The 25,283-nt window shown below is 34.8% G+C and carries 19 protein-coding genes; 15 read left to right on the top strand and 4 right to left on the bottom strand.

The genetic code is table 11. The features are described from left to right. Positions 1–206: 206 nt before the first annotated feature. From SPD89_RS19015 to SPD89_RS19005, 3 genes are all read right to left on the bottom strand, one after another. Positions 207–395 carry a hypothetical protein gene (locus SPD89_RS19015; protein ID WP_336263527.1) on the bottom strand — a complete coding sequence of 63 codons (189 nt, stop codon included), beginning with the start codon at positions 393–395 and terminating at the stop codon, positions 207–209. A gap of 120 nt (positions 396–515) precedes the next feature. Continuing rightward, entirely contained in the window at positions 516–1,013 is a 498-nt protein-coding gene (gene ytrI / locus SPD89_RS19010) for a sporulation membrane protein YtrI (protein WP_336263526.1), read from the bottom strand. After that, positions 1,014–1,346, bottom strand: coding sequence for a YtrH family sporulation protein (locus SPD89_RS19005; RefSeq protein ID WP_336263525.1), 333 nt, complete (start codon positions 1,344–1,346; stop codon positions 1,014–1,016). 588 nt (positions 1,347–1,934) lie between these two features. Between SPD89_RS19005 and dnaE the strand changes: the two genes are divergently transcribed. The 7 genes from dnaE (at position 1,935) to SPD89_RS18970 (ending at position 12,141) form a co-directional block, all read left to right on the top strand. Beyond that, positions 1,935–5,261 (top strand): DNA polymerase III subunit alpha, encoded by a 3,327-nt coding sequence (gene dnaE / locus SPD89_RS19000; protein ID WP_336263524.1) that lies wholly within the window; start codon positions 1,935–1,937, stop codon positions 5,259–5,261. Between the two features lie 157 nt (positions 5,262–5,418). Next, the gene (locus tag SPD89_RS18995; protein WP_336263523.1) at positions 5,419–6,672 is read left to right on the top strand and encodes an NAD(P)-dependent malic enzyme; all 1,254 of its coding nucleotides are present in this window, start codon (positions 5,419–5,421) and stop codon (positions 6,670–6,672) included. 216 nt (positions 6,673–6,888) lie between these two features. Continuing rightward, positions 6,889–7,800, top strand: coding sequence for an acetyl-CoA carboxylase, carboxyltransferase subunit beta (gene accD / locus SPD89_RS18990; RefSeq protein ID WP_336263522.1), 912 nt, complete (start codon positions 6,889–6,891; stop codon positions 7,798–7,800). Then, a complete protein-coding gene (accA, locus tag SPD89_RS18985; RefSeq protein WP_336263521.1) occupies positions 7,797–8,753 on the top strand; it encodes an acetyl-CoA carboxylase carboxyl transferase subunit alpha in 957 nt (318 codons plus the stop codon). Before accD ends, accA begins: the two co-directional genes overlap by 4 nt. Positions 8,754–8,969: 216 nt before the next feature. Continuing rightward, a complete protein-coding gene (pfkA, locus tag SPD89_RS18980) occupies positions 8,970–9,929 on the top strand; it encodes a 6-phosphofructokinase (RefSeq protein WP_336263520.1) in 960 nt (319 codons plus the stop codon). A 24-nt stretch (positions 9,930–9,953) separates the two neighbouring features. Next, positions 9,954–11,714 (top strand): pyruvate kinase, encoded by a 1,761-nt coding sequence (gene pyk, locus SPD89_RS18975; protein ID WP_336263519.1) that lies wholly within the window; start codon positions 9,954–9,956, stop codon positions 11,712–11,714. A 37-nt stretch (positions 11,715–11,751) separates the two neighbouring features. Beyond that, positions 11,752–12,141 carry an FxsA family protein gene (locus SPD89_RS18970; RefSeq protein ID WP_336263518.1) on the top strand — a complete coding sequence of 130 codons (390 nt, stop codon included), beginning with the start codon at positions 11,752–11,754 and terminating at the stop codon, positions 12,139–12,141. 634 nt (positions 12,142–12,775) lie between these two features. Here SPD89_RS18970 and ytvI read toward each other — a convergent pair. Next, on the bottom strand, positions 12,776–13,891 hold the full coding sequence (ytvI, locus tag SPD89_RS18965; RefSeq protein ID WP_336263517.1) for a sporulation integral membrane protein YtvI: 1,116 nt from the start codon (positions 13,889–13,891) through the stop codon (positions 12,776–12,778). 306 nt (positions 13,892–14,197) lie between these two features. Here ytvI and citZ point away from each other — a divergent pair, with 306 nt between their 5' ends. The 8 genes from citZ (at position 14,198) to coaE (ending at position 25,184) form a co-directional block, all read left to right on the top strand. Further along, complete coding sequence (gene citZ, locus SPD89_RS18960; protein ID WP_336263516.1) at positions 14,198–15,316, top strand: citrate synthase; 1,119 nt, start codon at positions 14,198–14,200, stop codon at positions 15,314–15,316. A 195-nt stretch (positions 15,317–15,511) separates the two neighbouring features. Continuing rightward, positions 15,512–16,774 carry an NADP-dependent isocitrate dehydrogenase gene (gene icd / locus SPD89_RS18955; protein ID WP_336263515.1) on the top strand — a complete coding sequence of 421 codons (1,263 nt, stop codon included), beginning with the start codon at positions 15,512–15,514 and terminating at the stop codon, positions 16,772–16,774. Positions 16,775–16,956: 182 nt separating this feature from the next. Next, entirely contained in the window at positions 16,957–17,895 is a 939-nt protein-coding gene (gene mdh, locus SPD89_RS18950; RefSeq protein ID WP_336263514.1) for a malate dehydrogenase, read from the top strand. Positions 17,896–18,510: 615 nt separating this feature from the next. After that, positions 18,511–19,206 (top strand): response regulator transcription factor, encoded by a 696-nt coding sequence (locus SPD89_RS18945; protein WP_336263513.1) that lies wholly within the window; start codon positions 18,511–18,513, stop codon positions 19,204–19,206. Beyond that, positions 19,203–20,579 carry a two-component system histidine kinase PnpS gene (gene pnpS / locus SPD89_RS18940; protein WP_336263512.1) on the top strand — a complete coding sequence of 459 codons (1,377 nt, stop codon included), beginning with the start codon at positions 19,203–19,205 and terminating at the stop codon, positions 20,577–20,579. Before SPD89_RS18945 ends, pnpS begins: the two co-directional genes overlap by 4 nt. 500 nt (positions 20,580–21,079) lie before the next feature. Further along, positions 21,080–23,716, top strand: coding sequence for a DNA polymerase I (gene polA / locus SPD89_RS18935; protein ID WP_336263511.1), 2,637 nt, complete (start codon positions 21,080–21,082; stop codon positions 23,714–23,716). A gap of 15 nt (positions 23,717–23,731) precedes the next feature. Continuing rightward, complete coding sequence (gene mutM / locus SPD89_RS18930) at positions 23,732–24,559, top strand: DNA-formamidopyrimidine glycosylase (protein WP_336263510.1); 828 nt, start codon at positions 23,732–23,734, stop codon at positions 24,557–24,559. 19 nt (positions 24,560–24,578) lie between these two features. Then, positions 24,579–25,184 (top strand): dephospho-CoA kinase, encoded by a 606-nt coding sequence (gene coaE, locus SPD89_RS18925; RefSeq protein ID WP_336263509.1) that lies wholly within the window; start codon positions 24,579–24,581, stop codon positions 25,182–25,184. Positions 25,185–25,283 lie beyond the last annotated feature (99 nt).

The raw sequence follows: 25,283 nt of genomic DNA, 5'->3' as shown, positions 1-25,283 counted from the left end.
GCAATCGACTCGACATCTTGGAAAATGACTCGACATCTTGGAGATCGAGTCATTCTTTCCTAGTGGTGGTTAAATAGTTATGTCACAGTATCCTTCAACTGTTTAGAATTAATAGTAACAAAATTTACGAGAAGAGCTTAAATAAAAAATATAAAGTGCTGATTTCAACAAATGTTCGTTGAAACAGCACTTATCTTATTGCTATTTTATTCTTTTTCATTTGGGATAAACCAGCAACCTCCGTTTGTATTTTCAAATGTGACTGATAATTTTTCTTTTTCAATACCACGTTTGATTAACCGGATAAATTCCGGAGATTCTGCATATACACTGCGTCCTTCTTTTAATTGTTTAATCTTTTCATCTCGCATTAAACGACGATCAAGTACAGTCATAGACGACATCCTTTCTAAAATAAACTTATCATTTAGGCTTCTGTCCTCCTAACTATATTTTATTAGATATTATTACAATTGGCTATTATTTTCTTAATATTTCATTAAATGTTCATAAGTTTATTCGGAAAGTTTTACATGAAGTGTGATTTTTACTTGCTCAGAAACAAACATTTTGTTTACTTCAAATTGATAAGAAAAGTCATCGATTGTAAAGGTTTTATTCTCTAAGAGTGTAATTAATAAGTCATCATTTTCAGAGAGACTTTTGACATCTTTTCCAATAATGAAATTTATTTCATTTTTGATTAAGTCTTCAAGTTCGTGAATAATTAAACGATCTAATTTTAATTCTTCACTATTAGAAAAATCGATGCCAATTGATTGAATCGTATTAGCTGATTTTTCTTCCATATCTTCTTTATCCTGTAATAGTGCTTCATTTTGTCGTTCAAGTTCACCAATTTTTGTCTTTATCTGCATGTTTTCCGAAAGCAAACTTTCATACATTTTTCCATACATATAAGCAAACATTGTATAAGCAACGATTGCTCCAATTAATGTACCGACGAGAAAAATTTGCCACGATCTTTTTTTATGATACGGTGGGAAGTGCATTTACATCATATCCTCATTCGTTATCCAGCTAATAATAATACTGGCCGTTTTAACGCCCATCATCGCAGCTAGTATAAATAAAAATTGCTTGAATAGGTCAAAGGTGGATCCGTCTGTCAGTCCTTTTTGGAAATTTTCGATAGCATCAAAGGTACCTCCAATGGCCGCTACAATCGCCCAAATTTTAATTGATTTTGCAATTCGGTTCATTGCATGTAAAGGTGCATCTCCTGTCAAAAAAGAGCCAATACTTCCAATGATAGTTCCCCCGACCATAACGCCAAATGCGATAAAGAAACAATGAATAAAGGATACAAAAAAACGTTCTTCCATCCGCTAATCCCCCCATTCTATATATTTCTATGTTTAAAGTGGACAACTTATGAAAACATTGTGAATGGCTAAATTAGTAGGAAGAGAGAATGAACTACTCCACCTTCATTTCTAACGAAAATTGAAGATGGGATTCCTGCGAACACGAGCGTAACCGCTAGTTATTTAGCAAGCTCTACCCGCTGTCCCTGCGGTAAAGAAAAAAGCCTAAACGTTGTACTCACCGCACACTCTACTTTATCACAACTTCGGGTGTGTGGATGCGATTAGAACGTTCATATTTTCCTGCTAGAACCTCATATTTTCAGTTTTTAAAGAGCAATTTATATAGTGAAATCAGTCATAAAGACTTATGTTCTTCTACACAAAAAACGATCCATCTTTCACTTTTTTGAGCTTTGCGCTGCACAAAATTGAAGTGGAGTCTTCTTGCATAAAACAATACATTAGGCTGTCTTATACTATTAGAAACATATATTCGTGTTTTTTGGTGGAAAGGGTCAATGTTTAACGTTATAATAAAAGGAGCGAAGATGTTACGGATATTTTTCATTCAAGATCTAACTATGAATAAAGGCAGGAGAAAAAATGTCGTTTACACATTTACAAGTTCGAAGTGGGTATAGTTTATTAAATAGTACAATTACAATAGAGAAGTTAGTGGCGCGGGCAAGTGAGTTACAATTTACTTCGCTTGCATTAACGGACGAAAATGTATTACATGGGGTAATCCCTTTTTATAAAAGTTGTCTTACGTCAGGGATTAAACCACTGATCGGATTGATTGTAAAGACTACGATTAATGAAATGGACATTCCCCTTGTATTATTGGCAAAAAATAATCGCGGCTATCAATCGTTAATTAGAATTTCTACCCATATTCAAATGGAAAATACGTGTTCATATGAATTTTTATGTGAAACAGCAGAAGATCTTGTCTGCATTTTGTCTACTGAAATTCCTTCGCTTAAAAAAATGATTCTGGAACAAAAGTATGAGGAGATTAATCTGTTTTTGCATCATTTTAAATCGATCGTTTCAGGTCAAGATTTATACATTGGATTGGAAATCTATGATCAAGAATCAAACACATTAATCAAGCATCTGAAAAAATATTATGTATCTGAAAATAAACAGATTATCGCATTTCATGATGTTCGCTATTTAGATAAAAAAGATTCGATTAGTTTCGACTGTTTACAAGCAATGAAATTTAATGAGAAATGGGATTATACAAAACAAAATCGACATATTTCAGGTCGTCATTTTCGCTCAAGGGAAGAAATTGAAACAGCTTTTTCTACTTTTCCGGAAATTGTTGAAAATATAAATGAAATTGTAGAAAAATGTCATGTTACGTTCGATTTTACTAAGCAACTGTTACCAGCTTTTCCTATCCCGACAAACGAACCAGCTCATGACTATTTACGAAAATTATGCATGGATAAACTGGAAGTAAAATATACTAAAATAACTGAAGAAGTAATGAAGCGGCTAGAATATGAACTTCACACCATCAAGGAACTTCAATTTAGTGATTATTTCCTAATCGTCGCAGATTTCGTTCAGTTTGCAAAAGAAAATAATATAATGGTCGGACCAGGTAGGGGTTCAGCTGCTGGCTCCATTGTGTCTTACTTACTCGGAATAACGAATGTTGACCCGCTTCAATATGATCTGTTGTTTGAACGTTTTTTAAACCCGGAGCGTGTCTCGATGCCAGATATTGATATTGATTTTTCTGACGTAAGACGTGATGAAGTAATTGATTATGTAAGGGAAAAGTATGGACAAGATCATGTTGCACAAATAATTACATTTGGAACATTTGCAGCTCGTTCTTTACTACGTGAACTAATGAAAACAATGGAAATTGACCGTCACGATCAAGCGTATATATTGAAGCACATTCCTGTACAAGCAAACAAACCAATTGTTCATTATATTCAAGGGAACGAGGAGTTTCAACGTTATATAAAGCAATCAAATAAGCTTAAGATCCTATTTTCAGTTGCTGTGACTTTAGAAGGATTGCCCCGACATATTTCGACACATGCTGCAGGTATTGTGATTGGAAAAAAACCGCTACTATCTAATGTTCCACTAACAAAAGGCACACATGATACGTATTTAACACAATATGCAATGAATGAACTTGAAGCAATCGGTTTACTTAAGATCGATATTTTAGGTTTACGTAATTTGTCACTTATGGAGCGAATTATAAGTACGATAAATAGACGAACAAGTGAACAATTAGAAATTGATTTAATTCCAGACAATGATGCAAAAACATTTGCCCTGTTACAAGCTGGGCGAACAAACGGGGTCTTTCAGTTGGAGTCTGATGGAATGAAGCGTGTACTAAAGCAGTTAAAACCAACTTCATTAGATGATATAATTGCACTTAATGCTTTATATCGCCCCGGGCCAATGGAAGCTATTCCTACATATATTGCGAGAAAACATGGCAGAGAAAAAATTGCCTATTTACACCCTGACTTGGAACCAATTTTAAATAATACGTATGGTGTTTTACTATATCAAGAACAAATTATGCAAGTTGCTCATCAATTTGCTGGACTTTCATTAGGTGAAGCAGATATTTTAAGAAGAGCTATAAGTAAGAAGAAACGACAGCTGATTGAACAACAAAAGGAAACATTTGTTCAAGGATGTATAAAAAAAGGATATAGCTTACAAATTGCCGAAGAAGTATTTTCATGGGTATTAAAATTCGCTAATTACGGGTTTAACAAGAGTCATTCTGTAGCCTATAGTAAAATTGCATATCAGCTAAGTTATTTAAAAGCTAATTATCCAACATTTTACTTTGCTCATCTACTTGGGACTGTATCAAATGATGCAAAAAAGTTAAACATGTACGTAAGAGAAGCAAATGAGTTAGGAATTGAGATTTTACCACCTTCTATCAATAAAAGTCACGCATATTTTACCGTAGAACATGGAAATATTCGCTTTGGATTAATGGCGATAAAAGGGATTGGTTTTGAAACGGTAAAAGAAATCATTGCTGAACGAAAAAAAGCCCCTTTTACTGACTTATTCGATTTTTGTTTACGAGTATCAATTAAGAGAAATGCACTCGAAACACTTGTTTTAGCAGGTACCTTTGATGAAACTTACGATAATCGGGCAAGTTTGCTTGCTTCCATCGACCAAGCATTAGCTCGCGCTGAGTTGTTTGGAGATCTGCATGGTCAGACTAATTTATTTGGGAAGCAAATGAAAATGAAACCAGCCTATATAAATATGGATGATTTCAGCCAGGTACAGCGTCTCCGTGATGAAAAAGAGTTAATGCATATGTATGTAACTAATCATCCATTAAAACAATATCGGACGGAATTAACGTTACAAAATTTCATTTCCTTGCATAAGGCAGGATATATGAATAATCGGGTGATTAAGACGGTAGCTATTTTACAAAGTGTTAAAAAAATCCATACAAAACGTGGGGATTCGATGGCTTTTGTATTATTAGTTGATGAAACAGACGAAATGGAAGGGGTTATTTTTCCTAATGTCTATCGTGAGGTAAGTGAGTGGTTAGAGGAAGAGGCAATAATTTGTATGGAAGGAAAAGTGAGTGAACGTGAAAATAAAAAGCAAATTGTTATCGATCGTTTACAACTTTGTAATGTAGAAGATATAGTGAAAGAAAATTCCGGCTATTTGTACATTAAAGTGACCGACGCGAAGCAAAGAAATGCTTTACATTTTTTGCAAAAATATGCACGACAATTTCCTGGTAAGACAGCAATAATTATTTATTATGAGAAAGAAAGAAAAACGTATAAATTAGGTGAAAAATATAGTTTACGTGCAGTTGATAACGTAGTTTCAAAATTAAAAAACTATTTTGGAGACGAAAATGTTGTGTTAAAATTATAAAAATTATATGATGCTTCTATATAAATTTAAAAATAAACTATCTATTTAGAAAACCTTTGTTATAATCTATATAATAATAACTCGTCTAAAATGTCATTATATCCTGTTAAATGGATGGAAATGACATCTGAACGGTAAATTGAAGGAGCGATAAGGGATGTCGAAATTACGAGATGCAGCATTACATATGCATAAAATTAATCAGGGGAAGTTGGAATTACGTTCTAAAATTCCAGTTAAAAATGCAGAAGATTTGAGTTTGGCATATTCTCCAGGGGTTGCTGAACCTTGTAAAGAAATTTATTCAAATAAACATGCTGTTTACGATTATACAATGAAAGGAAATATGGTTGCCGTTGTAAGTGATGGTTCGGCTGTTTTAGGATTAGGGAATATCGGTCCTGAAGCTGCTCTTCCCGTTATGGAAGGGAAAGCTGTTTTATTCAAGACATTTGCAGGAGTGGATTCGTTTCCTATTTGTCTAGATACACATGATATTGAAGAAATTGTTCAAACTGTTAAGTTGATGGAGCCTACTTTTGGCGGGGTTAATTTGGAAGATATAGCTGCCCCTAATTGCTTTATCATAGAGGAAAGATTAAAGAAAGAAACTAGAATCCCAATTTTCCATGATGATCAGCACGGAACAGCAATTGTAACAGTTGCCGGATTAATGAATGCATTAAAATTAGTAGGTAAATCATTCAAAGACATTAAAGTTGTTGCAAATGGTGCAGGAGCTGCCGGAATTGCAATTATTAAATTATTGGATAATTTTGGGGTTGGCGAAATTATTATGTGTGACTCCCAAGGCGCTATCTATGAGGGAAGACCACGGAGAATGAATAAAGTAAAAGAAGCAATTGCTAAGAGGACAAACCCACGGAAATTACAAGGCGATCTTGAAGAAGTTATTGAAGGAGCAGACGTATTCATCGGCGTATCCGTCGGTGGCGCACTTACGAAAGAAATGGTTAAGAAAATGAATACAGATCCTATTATTTTTGCAATGGCAAATCCGGATCCTGAAATTTTACCAAATGATGCAAAAGAAGCAGGAGTTAGGATAATCGGGACAGGAAGATCGGATTTTCCAAACCAAGTAAATAATGTATTAGCCTTTCCAGGAATTTTTAGAGGCGCTTTGGATGTTTGGGCAACACGAATAAATGAAAAAATGAAAATGGCAGCAGTTGAAGCAATTGCTTCACTTATTACGGACGATGAATTACATGAAGACTATGTTATTCCGGCACCGTTTGATCCGAGAGTTGCACCTGCAGTTGCTAAAAGTGTTGCGAAATCAGCAATGGAAACTGGGGTAGCTCGTAAGGAAGTTGATCCAGAGGAAATCGCTGAAAAAACGAGAAAACTAAGTCTTTTAGAAGCTGATCCGATTGAAAATAAATAAAATGTATCGCATACAAGAAAATTACATTACTGAAGATTTTTTATTATAAATAGTAGAAATGTCTTTTCGATTACAGTATAGTAAGACTTGTGACCATAATGTAACATTATAGATTGGTATCAATTGAATTTATAGAAGACGATTATATTTATAATATTTTTTCATATGTTACATTATATTCACTTGTAGGAAGTAAATTTTAAAGGAGGGGTAGGCTTGCTGAAAAGAATTTTCACTAGGAATAAAAATAACACGACTATTCCTGACGAAAAGGCGAAGCAGGACGTACCTGCGGGATTAATGACGAAATGTGAAAATTGTTCCCAGATTTATTACCGTAAAGAAGTAGAAAAGAATTTAAAAGTCTGTCCAAACTGCGACTTTCACCATCAACAAAATGCATGGGAAAGAATTAATAGTTTATTTGATGAAGGAACGTTTGTAGAATGGGATAAACACCTTAAATCAGAAAACCCGCTTAATTTCCCTGAGTATATTGAGAAAATCGAAAAAGATCGCAAGAAAACAGGGCTAAATGAAGCTGTAGTTACTGGTAAAGGATTAATTGGCGGACAGCCAACTGCCTTTAGTGTAATGGATGCCGGATTTAGAATGGGAAGTATGGGATCCGTTGTTGGAGAAAAAATTGCCCGGGCAATTGAAAATGCTAGAGAGTTAAACTTGCCATATATTATTTTTACCGCTTCAGGTGGAGCACGGATGCAAGAAGGTGTCCTTAGTCTCATGCAAATGGCGAAAACTTCTGTTGCGATTAAACGCTTTTCTGAAGCTGGAGGATTAATGGTCTCTGTAATGACCCATCCGACAACAGGTGGTGTTACTGCTAGTTTTGCATCTTTAGGTGACTATAATTTTGCTGAGCCAGGAGCATTAATTGGTTTTGCTGGTAGGCGTGTAATTGAACAAACAACACGAGAAAAACTGCCTAATGATTTTCAAACTGCCGAATTTTTATTTAAACATGGTCAGCTCGATCAAATTGTTCATCGTCATGAAATGAAAGATTTACTAACGACCTTATTAAAAATTCATGCTCCGGAAAATGAAAATTCAACAACATCCTCAAATCAGACATTTGTGTCGATAAAAGGAGGACAATCCGTATGAACCAAGTGCTAGAATTTGAAAAGCCGGTCGTAAATTTGCGGGAAAAAATAGAAGAGTTAAAAAAAATCTCGAATGATAGTGAGATTGATTTAACCGAAGAGATAAAAACATTAGAAAAAAGACTAGCTGTTTTGGAAGATGATATCTATTCCAATTTAAAACCGTGGAATCGTGTTCAAATTGCGAGACATCAGATGCGCCCAACTACGTTAGATTATATTCAATATTTATTTACTGACTTTATTGAATTCCATGGGGATCGTTATTATGGAGATGATGAAGCAATCGTTGCAGGTGTAGCTTTTTATCACGATAATCCAATAACGATTATTGGTCATCAACGGGGAAAGAAAACGAAAGAAAATATTAGACGAAATTTCGGTATGCCACACCCTGAAGGATACAGAAAAGCAATTAGACACATGAAGCTTGCCGAAAAATTTAACCGTCCAATTATAACGTTTATCGATACAAAAGGTGCAGAACCAGGAAAAGCTGCGGAAGAACGTGGTCAAAGTGAGGCGATAGCTTATAATTTAAAAGAAATGGCTGGACTCACTGTACCAATTGTTTGTATCGTTATAGGAGAAGGAGGAAGTGGGGGAGCTCTAGCACTTGGCGTTGGCAACCATATCCATATGTTAGAAAACTCTACCTATTCGGTTATTTCGCCAGAGGGCGCAGCATCAATCCTTTGGAAAGATGCAACTCTTTCTCAAAAGGCTGCAGAATCAATGCGTATCACTTCTTATGATTTAAAGGAATTCGGAATCATTGATGAAATTATTCCAGAGCCTAAGGGTGGTGCTCATCGCGATGTGGAACTGCAAGCAAAAAATATTGATACGGTATTAAAGGAATCAATTGATACATTATCAAAATTATCTAAAGAGCAGCTATTAGAAGACAGATGGGAAAAATATAAAAATATAGGTATTTACCATGGAGCTTAATAACTGGTTGAGATTTTAACTGAGGTTGACATTCGTCAACCTCTTACTTATTTTATTGGAATAGTATGGTACGATTGAGCAAATAACATACTAGATTTGAGGGAAAGAAACAGAAATAAGATGAATAATCCAGCAAAAAATTAAAACAGTATATCTTAAAGTCATTTTTTCCTAAAAATAATACATATTAATTTTTGGTTTATAAGAGGTGATGGTATGAAGAGAATTGGTGTACTTACAAGTGGCGGAGATGCTCCAGGAATGAATGCCGCTATCCGAGCAGTGGTTAGAAAGGCTATTTTTCACGGAATGGAGATCTATGGAGTTTTTTATGGGTATCAAGGGCTAATGAATGGAAATATTAAAAAGATGGAAGTAGGTTCAGTTGGTGATATCATCCATCGAGGTGGTACTAGTTTATATTCCGCCAGATGTGATGAATTTAAAACGATAGAAGGTCAAAAGAAAGCTATTGAGGAATTAAAAAAATATGATATCAATGGATTAGTTGTTATTGGTGGCGATGGAAGCTTACGAGGCGCTAAAAGCTTATCTGATTTAGGTTTACCATGTATTGGTGTTCCTGCTACAATTGATAACGATATCGCTGGTATTGATTTTACGATTGGTTTTGATACAGCTCTAAACACAGTCATTGAAGCGATAGATAAAATCCGAGATACGGCAACTTCTCATGAGAGAACATTTGTGATCGAAGTAATGGGACGAAATGCAGGAGACCTTGCCATGTATGCAGGACTTGCAGCAGGTGCTGAGAGTATTATTATTCCAGAGCGAAAAGATGATTTTGACTCCGTTGTTCATCGATTAAAAAGAGGGCTCGAACGAGGAAAGAAACATAGTATCATCATTCTCGCTGAAGGTGTTGGGGAAGGAGTTCAATACGGAAAGAAAATTGAAGAGGAAACGTCATATGAAACACGTGTTACTGTACTTGGACATATTCAACGAGGAGGATCTCCAACAGCACAAGATCGAGTTTTAGCAAGCAGATTAGGTGCAAAAGCGGTAGACTTATTAAAAAATGGGGAAGCTGGGAAGATTGTTGGTTTGCAAAATAATCAATTGATTGCACAAGATATTGATGAATTATTAGCTAATAAACATCGACTTAATAAAGATGTATATCAATTATCACAGGAACTATCGATATAAAAAGTTAAATAAGGAGAATTCTAAATGAGGAAAACAAAAATCGTCTGTACTATTGGTCCTGCTTCGGAATCACCCGAAACACTGAAAAAGCTAATTGAAAATGGGATGGATGTTGCAAGATTAAACTTTTCCCACGGTGACTATAATGAACATGAACAACGTATTAACAATATTAGACAAGTTGCGAAAGAAACCGGGAAGACGATATCGATATTATTGGATACGCAAGGACCAGAAATACGAACAAAAACCTTTCAAGGTGGTGAGGCAATTCTTGAGCGAGGAAGTACCGTATACATAACGATGAAAGATATAGAAGGAACGGCTGAACGTTTTTCTGTGACATATAAAGGTCTAATCAATGATGTAAAAGTAGGTACAATGATTTCATTAGACGATGGATTAATTGAGTTAAAAGTGATTTCCATTGATCATGAAAAAGAAGAAATTCAAACGAAGGTAATTAATAGTGGAAAGATTAAGAACAAAAAAGGGGTAAATGTCCCAAATGTTCGTGTGAATTTACCATCGTTAACAGAAAAGGATAAAGCGGATATAAAATTTGGAGTTGAACAACAGGTTGATTTTATTGCAGCATCTTTTGTGAGAGACCATAAAGATGTTATTTCCATGAAACAGTTTCTAGAAGAATACGATGCAGCTCACATACAAATCATTTCAAAGATTGAAAACCGTGAAGGTGTTAATGACTTTGATAAAATTTTAGAAGCAAGTTACGGTATCATGGTCGCTCGTGGCGACTTAGGTGTAGAAATACCACCAGAAGAAGTACCTCTTGTCCAAAAAGAATTAATTCATAAATGTAATTTAGCAGGAAAGCCTGTTATAACTGCAACGCAAATGCTTGATTCTATGCAGTGGGATCCGCGACCAACAAGAGCGGAAGCGTCCGATGTAGCAAATGCAATACTAGATGGAACGGATGCAATTATGTTATCTGGTGAAACAGCTGCAGGAGAATTCCCGGTTGAATCTGTTAAAATGATGAATGTCATTGCTCTTAAAACAGAATCAGCACTCGATCATGAAATGGTATTGAAACATCGAATAAAATCTAGTTCTATGACTATTACGGATGCGATTAGTCAATCTGTAACGCATACCGCAAAAAATTTAGGTGTAAGTGCCATTATCACTCCAACACAAAGTGGACATTCTGCACGAATGGTTGCAAAATATCGTCCCAAAGCGCCAATTATTGCTGTTACCTTTTTTAAAAATGTCTTTCGTCAACTTACTTTAGTTTGGGGGGTATACCCTGTTTTAAGTGAAGCGATCAATGATACGGATGAATTATTAGATACAGCAGTAAATAAAGGGTTAGAAACGGGGTTATTTACAAGAGGTTGTAAAGTTATCATTACTGCCGGCGTACCGGTTGGAGTGAGTGGAACAACAAACTTAATGAAAGTTCATGTTATAGGGAATGTAATTGCAACAGGTCAAGGAATCGGACGAAGCTATGTTTATGGTCAAACAGTCGTTACAAATGATGTTCAGGAAGCAAATGAAAGATTAAATAAAGGTGATATTCTAGTTACTTCTGCAACGGATAAGGATATGATGCCGGCGATTAAAAGAGCTGGTGGAATAATTACAGAAGAAGGTGGATTAACTTCACATGCGGCTGTAGTTGGGCTTAGCTTAGGAATTCCAGTTATCGTAGGAGTAGAAAATGCACTAAACATTATTAAAGATGGTGAGGATATTACAATTGATGGAGGTACTGGGAATATCCACCAAGGACATGCGAGTGTGTTATAATAGATAAAAGGAAACTTAAATTGAAAGGTCGATACCTATGTATTGGTTCATTCTCATTTTTATCCTTCTACCAGCAATAGAAATTGGTATTTTTATTTGGAGTGGAAACGTGATCGGAGGCTGGTCAGTAGTAGGTCTCATAATCCTGTCAGGTATGATTGGAGCCGCGCTTGTAAAAAAAGAAGGATTGGAAACATGGAAAAAAGCACAATTAGCGATGTATAATCGAGAGGTACCTAGAGAAGAAATAATTGATGGAATTTGTATCATTCTTGGAGGGATACTTTTAATAGCCCCCGGATTTGTGACGGATATTCTTGGGTTTTTATTAGTCCTTCCATGGACAAGGCCTCCATTTAAGAAGTTAATAAGTTTTTTAATTATAAAAAGAATTTCAAAAGGAAATATTATTTTCCGAAGATGGTAAACAAATTCAACAAGACAGGACATATCTAAATGTTTTAGTCAAAAGATGAACGATAATAGAAGATAGTTTATGATGATACTATTCCAACTGTCGGCTTTTCATACGTAGTTGAAGGAAACTGTGACGTAACGATTTATCACCGTTGGGGGAAAAGTGACTCTACCTCCGCTCCAGAATGTGAGTCGATGAACAACATGCTGAGTCTAGATCTAAGATGTCGAGTCGATCTGCATGATGTCTAGTCATTTCCCAACATATCGAGTCGATCTGCATGATGGGTAGTTTCGATAATAAACGTGACCGTTTTGGGTAAGAGTCATGGAAAACGGGCATGTTTCGTTATTAATCGTTACCGTTTTGGGTAAGAGTCATGGAAAACGGGCATGTTTCGATAGTAATCGTTACCGTTTTGGGTAGGGGTCATGGAAAACGGGCATGTTTCGATAATAAACGTTACCGTTTTGGGTAAGAGTCATGGAAAACGGCGAGTCTTTTTCCATGATGTCGAGTCGATCCGTATCGATTTATTAATAAGCAGAGCCTAACGTCACAGTTTATGGATACAATGTAGGAAATGTAATTTATACTTGCGGATTTCCCTTTGAGTTAAACGCTTTTGCTCCAGTCTGATTGATTACCCATTCCCATTCTTAATAAACCGCCAAATATAATGGACGATTCCAGCATGGTAGATTGCACTAATAATAATGAGTGCAATTGGCGTGATAAAAATACCGATTAAACCTAAACTTTGTATGCCGATAAATAAAATAATTAAAGCAACTAAAGGATGAAGACCAATACTAGAGGCGAGTATTCTTGGTTCGATAATTTGCCTAATAATAATAATTCCAATATATAAACAAGATAATTGAATAGTTAAGCTGTATTGTTCTGTGAAAAAATTATAAATGATCCATGGTATAAATATAGCGCCTATCCCTACATATGGGATAAAATCGACAAAGAATGTTGTTAAAGTGATCATTAATACGTTTTCGACCTTGAATATAAATAGGCTGATCATTACAATAATACTTGAAATTGTCGTAATAATTATTTGTGCTTTCAAAAAGCCAAATACAGAACTTTTCAAGTGTTTGAAGATTTTCTGTAATTTTTGAATAAATCTTTTAGGAACATTGTTGTACAAATGGACTTTTATTTGCTCTAAATCTTTCGTCATTAAAAATGAAGCTAATAATATAAAAATAATTATTGTCCCAACATATGATAAAGATGACAAAACAGTTGAAGTAGACAGAATTATATTTTTCAAAAAGTAAGAACTAGATGATCCCAGTTCATCTATCATGAGGTGGATATACTGATTAATATCAATTTCTTCAGTAGGTGGTAGAAATGTTATCGTTTTAGTTAGTTTCTCGTAAGTCGGCAAGATATAAGCTTGTCCCATTTCCGTTAATAGTAATTTAATATTTTTAAATTGTTCAGGTAATGACTCAACTAAAGAAGTTGACTCTTCCAGCAATCTTTTTAATAAAAAGAAACAGACGGTAGTAAATAGTGTAAAAAAACTCATCATTATACATAATGTAGCTATCGTTCTGTTGAGTTTCCATTTGAATTGTATCTTAGTAACAAGCGGATTTAGAATCAAGGCGACAAGCAGTGCAATAATAAATGGATAAATATAAGTAAACGTGTATTTTGCTATTAAAAAAAAACCGACCAATATAGCGGTAACAGATAAAAACCGCAGAAATTTTATAATAAATTGGTTATCCATTATTTACCCTCTTTTAATCAAAAAATTCTATGAAAATAGTAAATACCCTCTTTTCTTACTATATGTTCAATAGTTATTTTATAGACTTTATATGTCAAAAAGAGTGCGTAAATGGTCAGAATTCTTTAGTGATGCCTTATTATTTATTTGAGAAAAGCAAGAAAACAAACAGTTTGTAATAGCTTTCAATTCACTTTAGAGGAAAAATCCTTTATAATAATTTTTAAAGAAAAGCTTTAAAATATATCATATATATTTATCACTTAATTTTACAAAGAATTACATTATAAAAAGGAGAGATTAGTTATGACAGCTACAAGAGGACTTGAAGGGGTTATTGCTACAGAGTCATCAATTTGTTCTATTATCGATGATAAGCTAGCATATGCGGGGTATTCGATTGATGACTTGGCAGAAAATGCTACTTTTGAAGAAGTTGTATATTTATTATGGAATCGTGAACTTCCTACTAAAGAACAATTGAATGAGATTCGTACAGAACTTGCAAATGAAATGGAAGTACCTGAAGCGATTTATGACCATTTACGTTCCTATGATTTAAAAAAGGTTCATCCAATGGCAGCGCTTCGTACAGCGATTTCTTTACTAGGATTGTATGATGAAGAAGCGGACGTAATGGACAAAGATGCAAACCACCGAAAAGCAATTCGACTACAAGCAAAAGTTTCCACGATTGTAACTGCTTTCTCAAGAATTCGTCAAGGTAAGGATCCAGTAATACCTAAGAAAAACCTAAGCTTTGCTGAAAACTTTATTTATATGTTAAACGGAAAAGAAGGCGAAGATATTGAAGTTGAAGCGATTGATAAAGCATTAGTTCTTCATGCAGACCACGAATTAAACGCTTCCACTTTTACAGCTAGAGTATGTGTTGCTACATTATCCGATGTGTATTCAGGAATTACTGCTGCAATTGGTGCGTTAAAAGGACCTCTCCACGGTGGAGCGAACGAACAAGTTATGGCGATGCTTCTTGAAATCGGAGAAGAAGAGAATGCAATTCCTTACATTAAGAAAAAATTAGAAAATAAAGAACTTATTATGGGAATGGGTCACCGTGTATATCGTTCAGGAGATCCAAGAGCCAAACACTTGCAAAAAATGTCTAAGGAGTTAACGAAGCTAAGAGGACAAGAAAAATGGTATAATATGTCCGTAGAAATTGAAAAATACATTAAAGAAAACAAAGGGCTACCTGCAAATGTTGATTTTTATTCCGCTTCTGTATATCATAGTTTAGGGATAGATCATGATTTATTTACACCTATTTTTGCGGTAAGCCGGATGTCAGGATGGTTAGCGCATATTTTAGAACAGTATGATAATAACCGTCTAATTCGTCCACGTGCTAAGTATACTGGTCCAGGTTTACGTGAATTTGTACCAGTAGAAGAGCGTAATTAATAAGTCAGGGAAGCTGGCTTACTGTAATAGCCGGTATCCCCGGCTATTATTTTGCTGTAGATAGTACATAATTATATCTATATGCTTATAGAGAAAGAGATTTTAGAACACTTTTAACTTAATAATCCGGATAAATAAATCGTAAATCGATTCCTTGTGAAAGGTTATACAAATATTATTAGGAGGTTTTATTTAATGGCTGATAAAATTGTTGTAGAAAATGGAGTATTACAAGTACCAGATAATCCAGTAATCCCATTTATCGAAGGGGACGGAACTGGCCCTGACATTTGGGTTGCTGCAAGCCGAGTCTTAGATGAAGCTGTTGAAAAAGCATACGACGGCAAAAAGAAAATTGCTTGGAAAGAAGTTTTTGCTGGTGAAAAAGCATTTAATAAAACTGGAGAATGGTTACCACAGGAAACTCTTGATACAATTGAAGAGTATAAAATTGCAATTAAAGGACCTTTAACTACTCCTATTGGCGGTGGCTTTCGCTCATTGAACGTTGCCCTTCGTCAAGAACTTGATCTATATAATTGCTTACGTCCAGTTCGCCATTATACAGGAGTGCCATCACCTGTTAAGCATCCAGAAGATGTAGATATGGTAGTTTTCCGCGAAAATACAGAAGATATTTACGCAGGAATAGAGTGGCAGCAAGGAACACCTGAAGTAAAAAAAGTAATTGACTTTTTACAAAATGAAATGGGTGTTAAAAATATTCGTTTCCCTGAAACTTCTGGGATTGGAATTAAACCAATTTCTGAAGAAGGAACAAAGCGTCTAGTTCGTGCTAGTATTGAATATGCAATTTCTGAAGGACGTAAAAGTGTAACACTTGTTCATAAAGGAAATATTATGAAATTTACAGAAGGTGCATTTAAAAATTGGGGATACGAAGTTGCTGAAGAAGAATTCGGTGATAAAGTATTCACGTGGGCAGAATATGACCGCATTGTTGAAAAAGATGGTAAAGATGCTGCAAACAAAGCACAAGACGAAGCTGAAAAAGCTGGAAAAATTATCGTTAAGGATGCAATTGCAGATATTTTCTTACAACAAATTTTAACTCGTCCGAATGAGTTTGATGTCGTTGTGACAATGAACTTAAATGGTGATTATATTTCAGATGCATTAGCAGCTCAAGTAGGTGGAATTGGAATTGCTCCAGGTGCAAATATTAATTACGATACAGGACATGCAATTTTTGAAGCTACACACGGAACTGCACCAAAATATGCAGGTCTTGATAAAGTAAACCCATCATCTGTTATTTTATCAGGTGTTTTAATGTTAGAACATTTAGGATGGAAAGAAGCAGCTGATTTAATTACTAATTCTATGGATAAAACAATCTCTTCTAAAGTTGTCACATATGACTTTGCTCGTTTAATGGATGGAGCAACAGAAGTAAAATGTTCTGAATTTGCGGATGAACTAATCAAAAACATGTAAATCAATAAAGTGTGTATTCAAAAGAAGGATAAAAAGGATCGATATCGGCTAAAGTTGTTGGTGTCCTAGGATCGCTTTTATTCAAATGACTTAACAACGCCGACACTAGCTCGTTCTGTATGTGAAGTGGTATTTTTATTAGACTTGTTGAACAATCTTTCAAAAGAAATGGGGATTTTCTAATGGCTATTAAACGAAGAAAGATCTCAATTGTAGGTTCAGGATTTACAGGCGCAACTACCGCGTTAATGGTCGCACAAAAAGAACTTGGTGATGTAGTATTAGTCGATATTCCACAAATGGAAAAACCGACACAAGGAAAAGCATTAGATATGCTTGAAGCAAGTCCCGTTCAAGGTTTTGATGCAAACATCATCGGAACATCTGATTATGCAAATATTAAAGACTCTGATTTAGTTATTGTGACAGCGGGTATTGCACGTAAACCAGGAATGAGTAGAGACGACTTAGTTAATACGAATGCTGGTATTATGAAATCAGTAGCACAAGAAATAAAGAAATATGCACCGGAAACATTTATTGTTGTATTATCTAACCCTGTTGATGCGATGACATATACGATATTTAAAGAAACTGGATTTCCAAAAGAACGTGTAATTGGTCAATCAGGTATTTTAGATACAGCAAGATTCCGCACATTTGTTGCGCAAGAACTCAATCTATCGGTAAAAGATATTACCGGATTTGTATTAGGTGGACATGGAGATGATATGGTTCCACTTATCCGTTATTCTTATGCTGGAGGAATTCCTTTAGAAACGTTAATCCCGAAAGATCGTTTAGATGCAATTGTCGAACGTACAAGAAAAGGTGGCGGAGAAATCGTCGAACTACTAGGAAATGGTAGTGCTTATTATGCTCCAGCTGCTGCCTTAACAGAAATGGCAGAAGCTATTCTTAAAGATCAACGACGTGTATTACCTGCGATCGCCTATCTTGATGGAGAATACGGCTATAAAGATCTTTACCTTGGCGTGCCTGTTATATTGGGTGGAAATGGTATCGAACAAGTCATTGAACTTGAATTAACAGCTGATGAAAAAGCTGCATTAGATAAATCAGTAGAATCTGTTAAAAATGTTATGGAAGTGTTAAATTAATATGAAAATAAAAGTCCTTCTACTGGTTAAGCCAGAAGAAGGACTTTTGTTTTTCTAGTAGATAGGGGCTGAGTTAAATTGTGATTTCGTTTGTTTGTTAAAGACTTTGTTCGTGGTTAAATGCTCTCTTTCGTGGTTAATTCACGAATTAGCTGGATAAATCCTATTTCTCGCTTTTAAGCCCCCTTAATCACTTGGAAACCAAAATCGAAGGAGAGTACAATGTTCTTGTCTTGGAAATACTCGATAAAGGTGGTGATTTCTGATTAATTCACGAAAAGATTGCGTGGTTAAATCCTCTCTTTCGTGGTTAAATCACGAATTAGCTGGATAAATCCTATTTCTCGTGGTTAAATTAGGAATAGCGTGGTTAAATCCAATCTCACGTGGTTAATTTAGGAATTAGCTGGATAAATCCTAACTTCATAGTTAAGATAAGAGTATTGCTTGTAGTTAAGTGTACCGGAATTTACAATGTTTGTTTTCTTATTAATCAAGATATTAAAACTGTATTGTAAAATCTTTGTTTATTTTCTTAAATATTTTTCACTTTTATCGAACTTCATTGTAAAATAGAAGTAGACATACCTAAAACTATAGAAGAGAGGGTATTTTGTGGAGCGAACAATATTAATTGTAGAAGATGAGCCATCCATTGTTACATTAATAAAATATAATTTAGAAAAAGCAGGTTTTCTTACAGATGTCGTTTATAATGGCGAAGATGCAATTAAAAAAGTAGAAAAATCTACATTTGATTTAATTGTATTAGATTTAATGCTTCCGAAGATGGATGGTATGGAAGTTTGTAAAACGATCCGAAAAAATAATAATTACATTCCGATTCTTATGCTAACTGCTAAAGACGATGAATATGATAAAATTTATGGGCTTGAAATGGGTGCTGATGATTATTTAACAAAACCATTTAGTCCTAAAGAGCTTATTGCAAGGATCAATGCAATTCTTAGAAGAACGGAACAAAGATCTGAAAATGTAGCACCACTTGTTCTCGAAGTTGGTGATATAAAAGTCCACCCGGATAGATTTGAGGCTTTTTTTAAAGGGGATCCTCTAGAATTAACGAGAAAGGAATTTGAATTGCTCGTTTACTTAATTCAACATAAAGGACAGATTCTTTCAAGGGAGCAACTTCTCAGCTCAGTTTGGGAGTATGATTTTGTAGGTGATACACGGATTGTGGATGTTCAAGTCAGTCATTTGCGTGATAAACTTGAAACTGATTCCAAAAATCCAACATATATTAAAACTGTTCGCGGGTTTGGTTATAAATTGGAGGATCCAACATGAACAAAATGTTGTCAAAAAAAGTGATTGGTTATACATTCACTTTATTATTTATATTAATTATTTCCGGGGTAGCTTTATTTCAAATAGTTACTAATTTATATGTTTTGTTAGCTGTATTAGTAATTCAATTTATAGTATTATTATTACTTTTGTTTCATTTCTTTGATAAATATGTTAAACCGATTGACAAAGTTACGGAAACGATGGACAAGCTTTTAAAAGGAAATTATCATTCAAGAATTCATCAACCCATGTCAGGTTCAATTGGAGAATTAAGTACAAAAATTAACTCACTTGCTAGAAGTTTAAGTGAGCTTACAATTTCGGAACAAATTCAAGCAGAACAATTATCTACTGTCATTGAAAATTCCGAGAGCGGACTAGTATTGATTGATGAGAAAGGTTACATTCATGTAGTGAATAGAAAATTTATCTCTATGTTTGGAAAAACCCCACATGATTATATTGGTTATTTATATTATGATGTGCTAGAAAATGAACAAATTCATCATACTGTACAAGAAACTTTTCTGTATGAAAAACATGTTAAACATTTATTTTCATTATCAAAAAATGATGAGAAAATTTACTTAGAAATTGTTGGAGCTCCAATTTTTAATGAAAGAAATATGTTAAAAGGGGCAGTACTTGTTATTTATGATATTACAGAGTTTAAAAACCTTGAAGTTATGCGTAAAGACTTTGTTGCTAACGTGTCTCATGAGTTAAAAACCCCGATTACGTCAATTAAAGGTTTTGCAGAAACATTACTTGATGGTGCAGAAAACGACCCCGAGGCCCGAAAACAATTTTTACAGATCATTTTTGACGAAAGTAAACGAATCCAGCATCTGATTGATGATTTATTAATTTTATCAAAACTAGAGAAGGATGAATCAGCAATTAATGTCGATCCTGTTGAGGTAGGGTTTGTACTTGATGAGGTTCTTCCAGTTATCAATCAACATGCGGAGCAGAAAAAAATTGATATTCAAGTTGATGCTGATAAGGAACTTATTTTCGAAGCAGACGAAGAAAAGATTAAACAAATTTTATTAAACTTACTTACAAATGCTATTAGTTATACTCCGGAAAAAGGCACTATCTCGCTTGCAATAAAAGACAGTGAGGAAAATGTTTGTATCCAGGTGCAAGATACAGGGATTGGAATTAGTAAAGAAGCTTTACCTCGAATCTTTGAACGTTTTTATCGAGTGGATAAGGATAGAAGTAGAGATACTGGTGGAACAGGATTAGGGCTTGCGATTGTAAAGCATATTGTCGAAGTTCATCATGGTGAAATTAAAGTGGAAAGTGAATTAGGAAAAGGAACAACTTTCTATGTATTTATTCCAAAAGAACAAGCAGAGTAGCTTAATAAGTATCCTCTTTTATTTGAAGGAGGGTGCTTTTTTTATTGTACTCATCTAAACATTCTCGCTTTTATGGATGTTGCACAAAAAAATGAGCACATTTATTCATGAATATTACAAAATTGCATTCAGGTTTCTAGCCTAGCTATTAGCAAATTTTCTTTATCAATTGGTGTGTATGCTTTTCGAATTGCAGCAAGTTAGTGAACTTGCCTACCTGCATTAAGATGTTCTAGCTTCTGTCTACACCTGTCGGCTTGCCAATTAGCAAGAAACAATCTATTCGCATGTAAGCATTCGCTTACCTTCATAAGTGCAACATCACCTCTGCCTACGTCTAACGACTTGTCAATCGGTGTGTTTGCTTTTCGCATTGAAAGCAAGTTAGTGAACTTGCTTTCCTGCATTAAGAGATACTACGCTTCTGTCTACGCCTGTCGGCTTGCCAATTAGCGAGTATCATCTATATAATAAAGGGGAAGGATTTAGGAGGCGGTGTAATGAGTAAAAAATTAGTTTTAATTGATGGTAATAGTGTTTTATTTCGTGCTTTTTATGCTTTACCATTACTTCATAATGATAAAGGTGTTTATACGAACGCTGTTTACGGATTTACGAATATTATATTAAATATTTTGGAGACGGAAAAGCCAAGCCATATGCTAGTTGCCTTTGATGCGGGAAAAACAACGTTTCGACATACAACTTATAAAGAGTATAAAGGTGGTAGACAAAAAACTCCTCCAGAATTATCGGAGCAGTTTCCATTAACGCAAGAATTGCTAGATGCTTTTAACATTCCTCACTATGAACTTGACATGTATGAGGCTGATGATATTATTGGGACATTAGCGGATAAAGGAGAAAAAGAAGGTTGGGAAGTTAAAGTTATTTCTGGTGACCAAGATTTACTTCAACTTGTTTCTGAACATGTGACAGTAGATGTTACGAAAAAAGGAGTAAGTGATGTTGAAACGTACACTCCAAAAAGTATGGTAGAAAAAATGGAATTAAACCCGGACCAGATTATTGATTTAAAAGCATTAATGGGCGATAGTTCTGATAATATACCGGGAGTTCCTGGTGTCGGGATAAAAACAGCAACAAGGTTATTAAAACAATATCAAACATTGGACAATATTTACGATAATATTGATGAAATTACAGCTAAGAAATTAAAAGAAAACTTGGTCACATATAAAGAGGATGCTTTTATGAGCCGTGATCTAGCCACGATTAATCAGGACTCCCCAGTTACAATTTCACTTCAAGACTTAGATTATACGGGCTATGAATATAAAGATATTTATGATTTGTTTTCAGAATTGGAGTTTCGATCTTTATTAGATCGTTTGCATAGTGAAAAAGGCGGAGAAGAAATCCAAATTGAATTAGAAGAATTCGATTATGAAATTATAGAGGACATAATATCCGATATTCTTACAAGCAAAGCAGCCTTTCATGTTGAAATGATTACAGAAAACTATCATGAAGCAAATATTGAAGCAATCGGTATCGTAAATGAAAAAGGTAATTTTGCAATTGAAACGGAAAAAGCACTTCAATCGGAAGTTTTTATTGAATGGTTACAAGATGAAACGAAAGAAAAATATGTGTTTGATGCAAAAGCAGTGAAAGTAGCACTCCTTCATCGTGGCATTATATTAAAGGGAATTACATTTGATATGCAATTAGCCGCTTACCTACACAATCCTGCTGATAATAATGATGAAATATCGGCTATTGGTCGCCGGTTAGGGGAGAAGAATATCTACCTCGATGAAGAAGTTTATGGAAAAGGTGCAAAACTAGCTGTTCCAGAGTTTACCAAAGTAAGTGAACATGTCGCTCGGAAAACTAATATTATATATAAACTAAAAGAACGTTTCATGAAAGATTTAGATGAAAATGAACAACTAGAATTATTTAAGAACTTAGAACTTCCTTTAGCGACTATTTTAGCAGAAATGGAACATGTTGGTGTGAAAGTAGATGTAGACCGCTTAAAAGAAATGGGGAAAGAGTTATCTGATCGTTTAGATACGATTGAGTCGGAAATTCATGAACTAGCTGGTGAAAAATTTAATATTAATTCACCAAAACAACTATCAGTTATTTTGTTTGAAAAGTTGCAGCTCCCTGTGATTAAGAAAACGAAAACTGGCTATTCAACTGCAGCAGATGTACTTGAAAAACTGGAACCCGAACATGAGATTATTCCTAAATTATTGTTGTACCGTCAATTGAATAAATTACAATCTACCTATGTCGATGGTCTTTTAAAAGTAGTACGGAAAGATACGCATAAGATCCATACTCGTTTTAATCAAGCTTTAACGCAAACCGGACGATTAAGTTCAACAGAACCTAACTTGCAGAACATCCCAATAAGACTCGAAGAAGGACGAAAAATTAGACAAGCTTTTGTCCCGTCTGAACCCGGATGGGTTATGTTTGCCGCAGATTACTCGCAAATTGAATTACGGGTACTCGCACATATTTCTGGAGATGAAAAATTAGTCCAAGCATTTAAAGAAGATAAAGATATTCATACACAGACAGCAATGGATGTTTTTCATGTGGAAGAGTCAGAAGTCGACTCTAATATGCGTCGTCAAGCGAAAGCAGTTAACTTTGGAATTGTTTATGGTATAAGTGATTATGGACTATCGCAAAATTTACAAATTACGAGAAAAGAAGCGAAGACGTTTATAGATAAGTATTTTGCCATCTATCCAGAAGTGAAACAATATATGGACGATATCGTGCAAGAAGCGAAGCATAATGGCTATGTTTCAACGATCATGAAACGAAGACGATACTTGCCTGAAATTACGAGTCGGAATTTTAACCTAAGAAGTTTTGCGGAAAGAACAGCGATGAACACACCGATTCAAGGAAGTGCTGCTGATATTATTAAAAAGGCAATGATTGATTTAGAAAATAGATTAAGGAAAGAAAATTTAAAGGCACGTATGTTAATGCAAGTACATGACGAACTAATCCTGGAGGCACCTGAAGATGAAATAGAGAAGCTCGCGGAAATTGTTCCAGAAGTAATGGAAAAAACAGTTTCTTTAGACGTTCCTCTTAAGGTTGATTATTCTTACGGGAAAAGCTGGTTTGATGCAAAATAGAAAGAAGGAAAGGGAATGCCAGAATTACCTGAAGTAGAGACAATACGAAAAACGTTGGAAAAACTTGTACTAGATAAAACGATTGAAAGTATGACAATTCACTGGCCGAAAATTATTAAACAGCCAGATGATACGGAGCATTTTAAACAACTTCTTATTGGTGAAACGATACGAAAAATGGATCGACGAGGAAAGTTTCTATTGTTTTATTTAAATCATTATGTGCTCGTTTCCCATTTACGAATGGAAGGAAAATATAAAGTTATTGATTCGAAAGAGCAAGTGTCAAAACATACCCATGTTATTTTTCATTTTACAGATGGCACGGATCTCAGATATAACGATGTCCGGAAATTTGGAACAATGCACGTATTTCCAATCGGAGAAGAATTTAATGATAAACCATTGATTCAATTAGGTCCTGATCCATTTCAAGAAGCATATACGTTTGAATATTTGTTTGAAAGTTTTCAAAAGACATCACGGAATATAAAAGCGACTCTTTTAGATCAAACAATTATTGCAGGTCTTGGAAATATATATGTTGATGAAGTATTGTTTTTATCCCAAATCCATCCAGAAAAAAGCGCCAATGAACTTACCGAAAACGAAATTAAATTAATTTGGAACAATGCCCGTATCGTTTTGGAAGGAGCGGTTAAGCAGGGAGGGACAACAATTCGTTCGTATGTAGATGGTGAAGGTGAGATGGGGATGTTTCAACAAGAACTTTTTGTATATGGCCAAGAAAAACAAGCATGTAAACATTGTGGTGTTGAAATAATTAAGCTAAAAGTAGCTGGACGGGGTACACATATTTGTCCATCATGTCAGCCTAAATAAGTGAATGGGAGGTACTTTTGTGGCGTTAATAATCGGATTAACTGGGAGTATTGGAACAGGAAAAAGTATGATCGCAAACAAATTTCGTGATCTAGATATACCTGTAGTAGATGCAGACCTCATTGCAAGAGAAGTGGTTGAACCGGGAAAAGATGCGTATAAAGATATTGTGGCAACATTTGGAGTAGATATTCTACAAGACAATAAAACACTTGATCGAAAAGCACTCGGAAATATTGTGTTTAATGATGATTCAAAGAGAAAACAATTAAATGCGATAATCCATCCCGCGATCCGAAAAGAGATGTTGAGACAACGTAATGAGTGGATTCAACATGGAAAAGAATGTGTCGTCTTAGATATTCCCTTACTATATGAAAGTGGGCTGACTCATTATGTAGATAAAGTTATCGTTGTATACGTTGACCCAGACGTTCAATTACATCGAATTATCGCTCGTGATGAAAGTACTGAAGAAGAAGCGAAAAGTAGAATTAATAGCCAGATACCTGTAAAAGAAAAAGCCGAAAAAGCAGATGCAGTCATTAATAATAACGGGTCGAAGGAAGAGTCATACAAGCAATTAATAGCAATTTTAGAAGAATGGGGAATTAGGACGAGTTAAACTCGGAAATAGTGGTGCGTACTTTGAAGGAGTACGTACCCTTTTTTATTGTTTTTGATTAAAAATTTCGTTTCTGGTTAAATTATGAATTAGTTGAAT

This window comes from Pseudogracilibacillus sp. SO30301A (assembly GCF_037072025.1).
Classification (GTDB): Bacteria; Bacillota; Bacilli; order Bacillales; family Amphibacillaceae; genus Pseudogracilibacillus.
The sequence above is the reverse complement of the archived record's forward strand: the minus strand, read 5'-3'. Positions and strand labels throughout refer to the sequence as shown.

Excerpts from the sequence above, each read along its gene's own strand:
- SPD89_RS19015 (WP_336263527.1), bottom strand. The coding sequence starts at position 395 with ATGACTGTACTTGATCGTCGTTTAATGCGAGATGAAAAGATTAAACAA.
- ytrI (WP_336263526.1), bottom strand. The coding sequence starts at position 1,013 with ATGCACTTCCCACCGTATCATAAAAAAAGATCGTGGCAAATTTTTCTC.
- SPD89_RS19005 (WP_336263525.1), bottom strand. The coding sequence starts at position 1,346 with ATGGAAGAACGTTTTTTTGTATCCTTTATTCATTGTTTCTTTATCGCA.
- dnaE (WP_336263524.1), top strand. The coding sequence starts at position 1,935 with ATGTCGTTTACACATTTACAAGTTCGAAGTGGGTATAGTTTATTAAAT.
- SPD89_RS18995 (WP_336263523.1), top strand. The coding sequence starts at position 5,419 with ATGTCGAAATTACGAGATGCAGCATTACATATGCATAAAATTAATCAG.
- accA (WP_336263521.1), top strand. The coding sequence starts at position 7,797 with ATGAACCAAGTGCTAGAATTTGAAAAGCCGGTCGTAAATTTGCGGGAA.
- pfkA (WP_336263520.1), top strand. The coding sequence starts at position 8,970 with ATGAAGAGAATTGGTGTACTTACAAGTGGCGGAGATGCTCCAGGAATG.
- pyk (WP_336263519.1), top strand. The coding sequence starts at position 9,954 with ATGAGGAAAACAAAAATCGTCTGTACTATTGGTCCTGCTTCGGAATCA.
- SPD89_RS18970 (WP_336263518.1), top strand. The coding sequence starts at position 11,752 with ATGTATTGGTTCATTCTCATTTTTATCCTTCTACCAGCAATAGAAATT.
- ytvI (WP_336263517.1), bottom strand. The coding sequence starts at position 13,891 with ATGGATAACCAATTTATTATAAAATTTCTGCGGTTTTTATCTGTTACC.
- citZ (WP_336263516.1), top strand. The coding sequence starts at position 14,198 with ATGACAGCTACAAGAGGACTTGAAGGGGTTATTGCTACAGAGTCATCA.
- icd (WP_336263515.1), top strand. The coding sequence starts at position 15,512 with ATGGCTGATAAAATTGTTGTAGAAAATGGAGTATTACAAGTACCAGAT.
- mdh (WP_336263514.1), top strand. The coding sequence starts at position 16,957 with ATGGCTATTAAACGAAGAAAGATCTCAATTGTAGGTTCAGGATTTACA.
- pnpS (WP_336263512.1), top strand. The coding sequence starts at position 19,203 with ATGAACAAAATGTTGTCAAAAAAAGTGATTGGTTATACATTCACTTTA.
- polA (WP_336263511.1), top strand. The coding sequence starts at position 21,080 with ATGAGTAAAAAATTAGTTTTAATTGATGGTAATAGTGTTTTATTTCGT.
- mutM (WP_336263510.1), top strand. The coding sequence starts at position 23,732 with ATGCCAGAATTACCTGAAGTAGAGACAATACGAAAAACGTTGGAAAAA.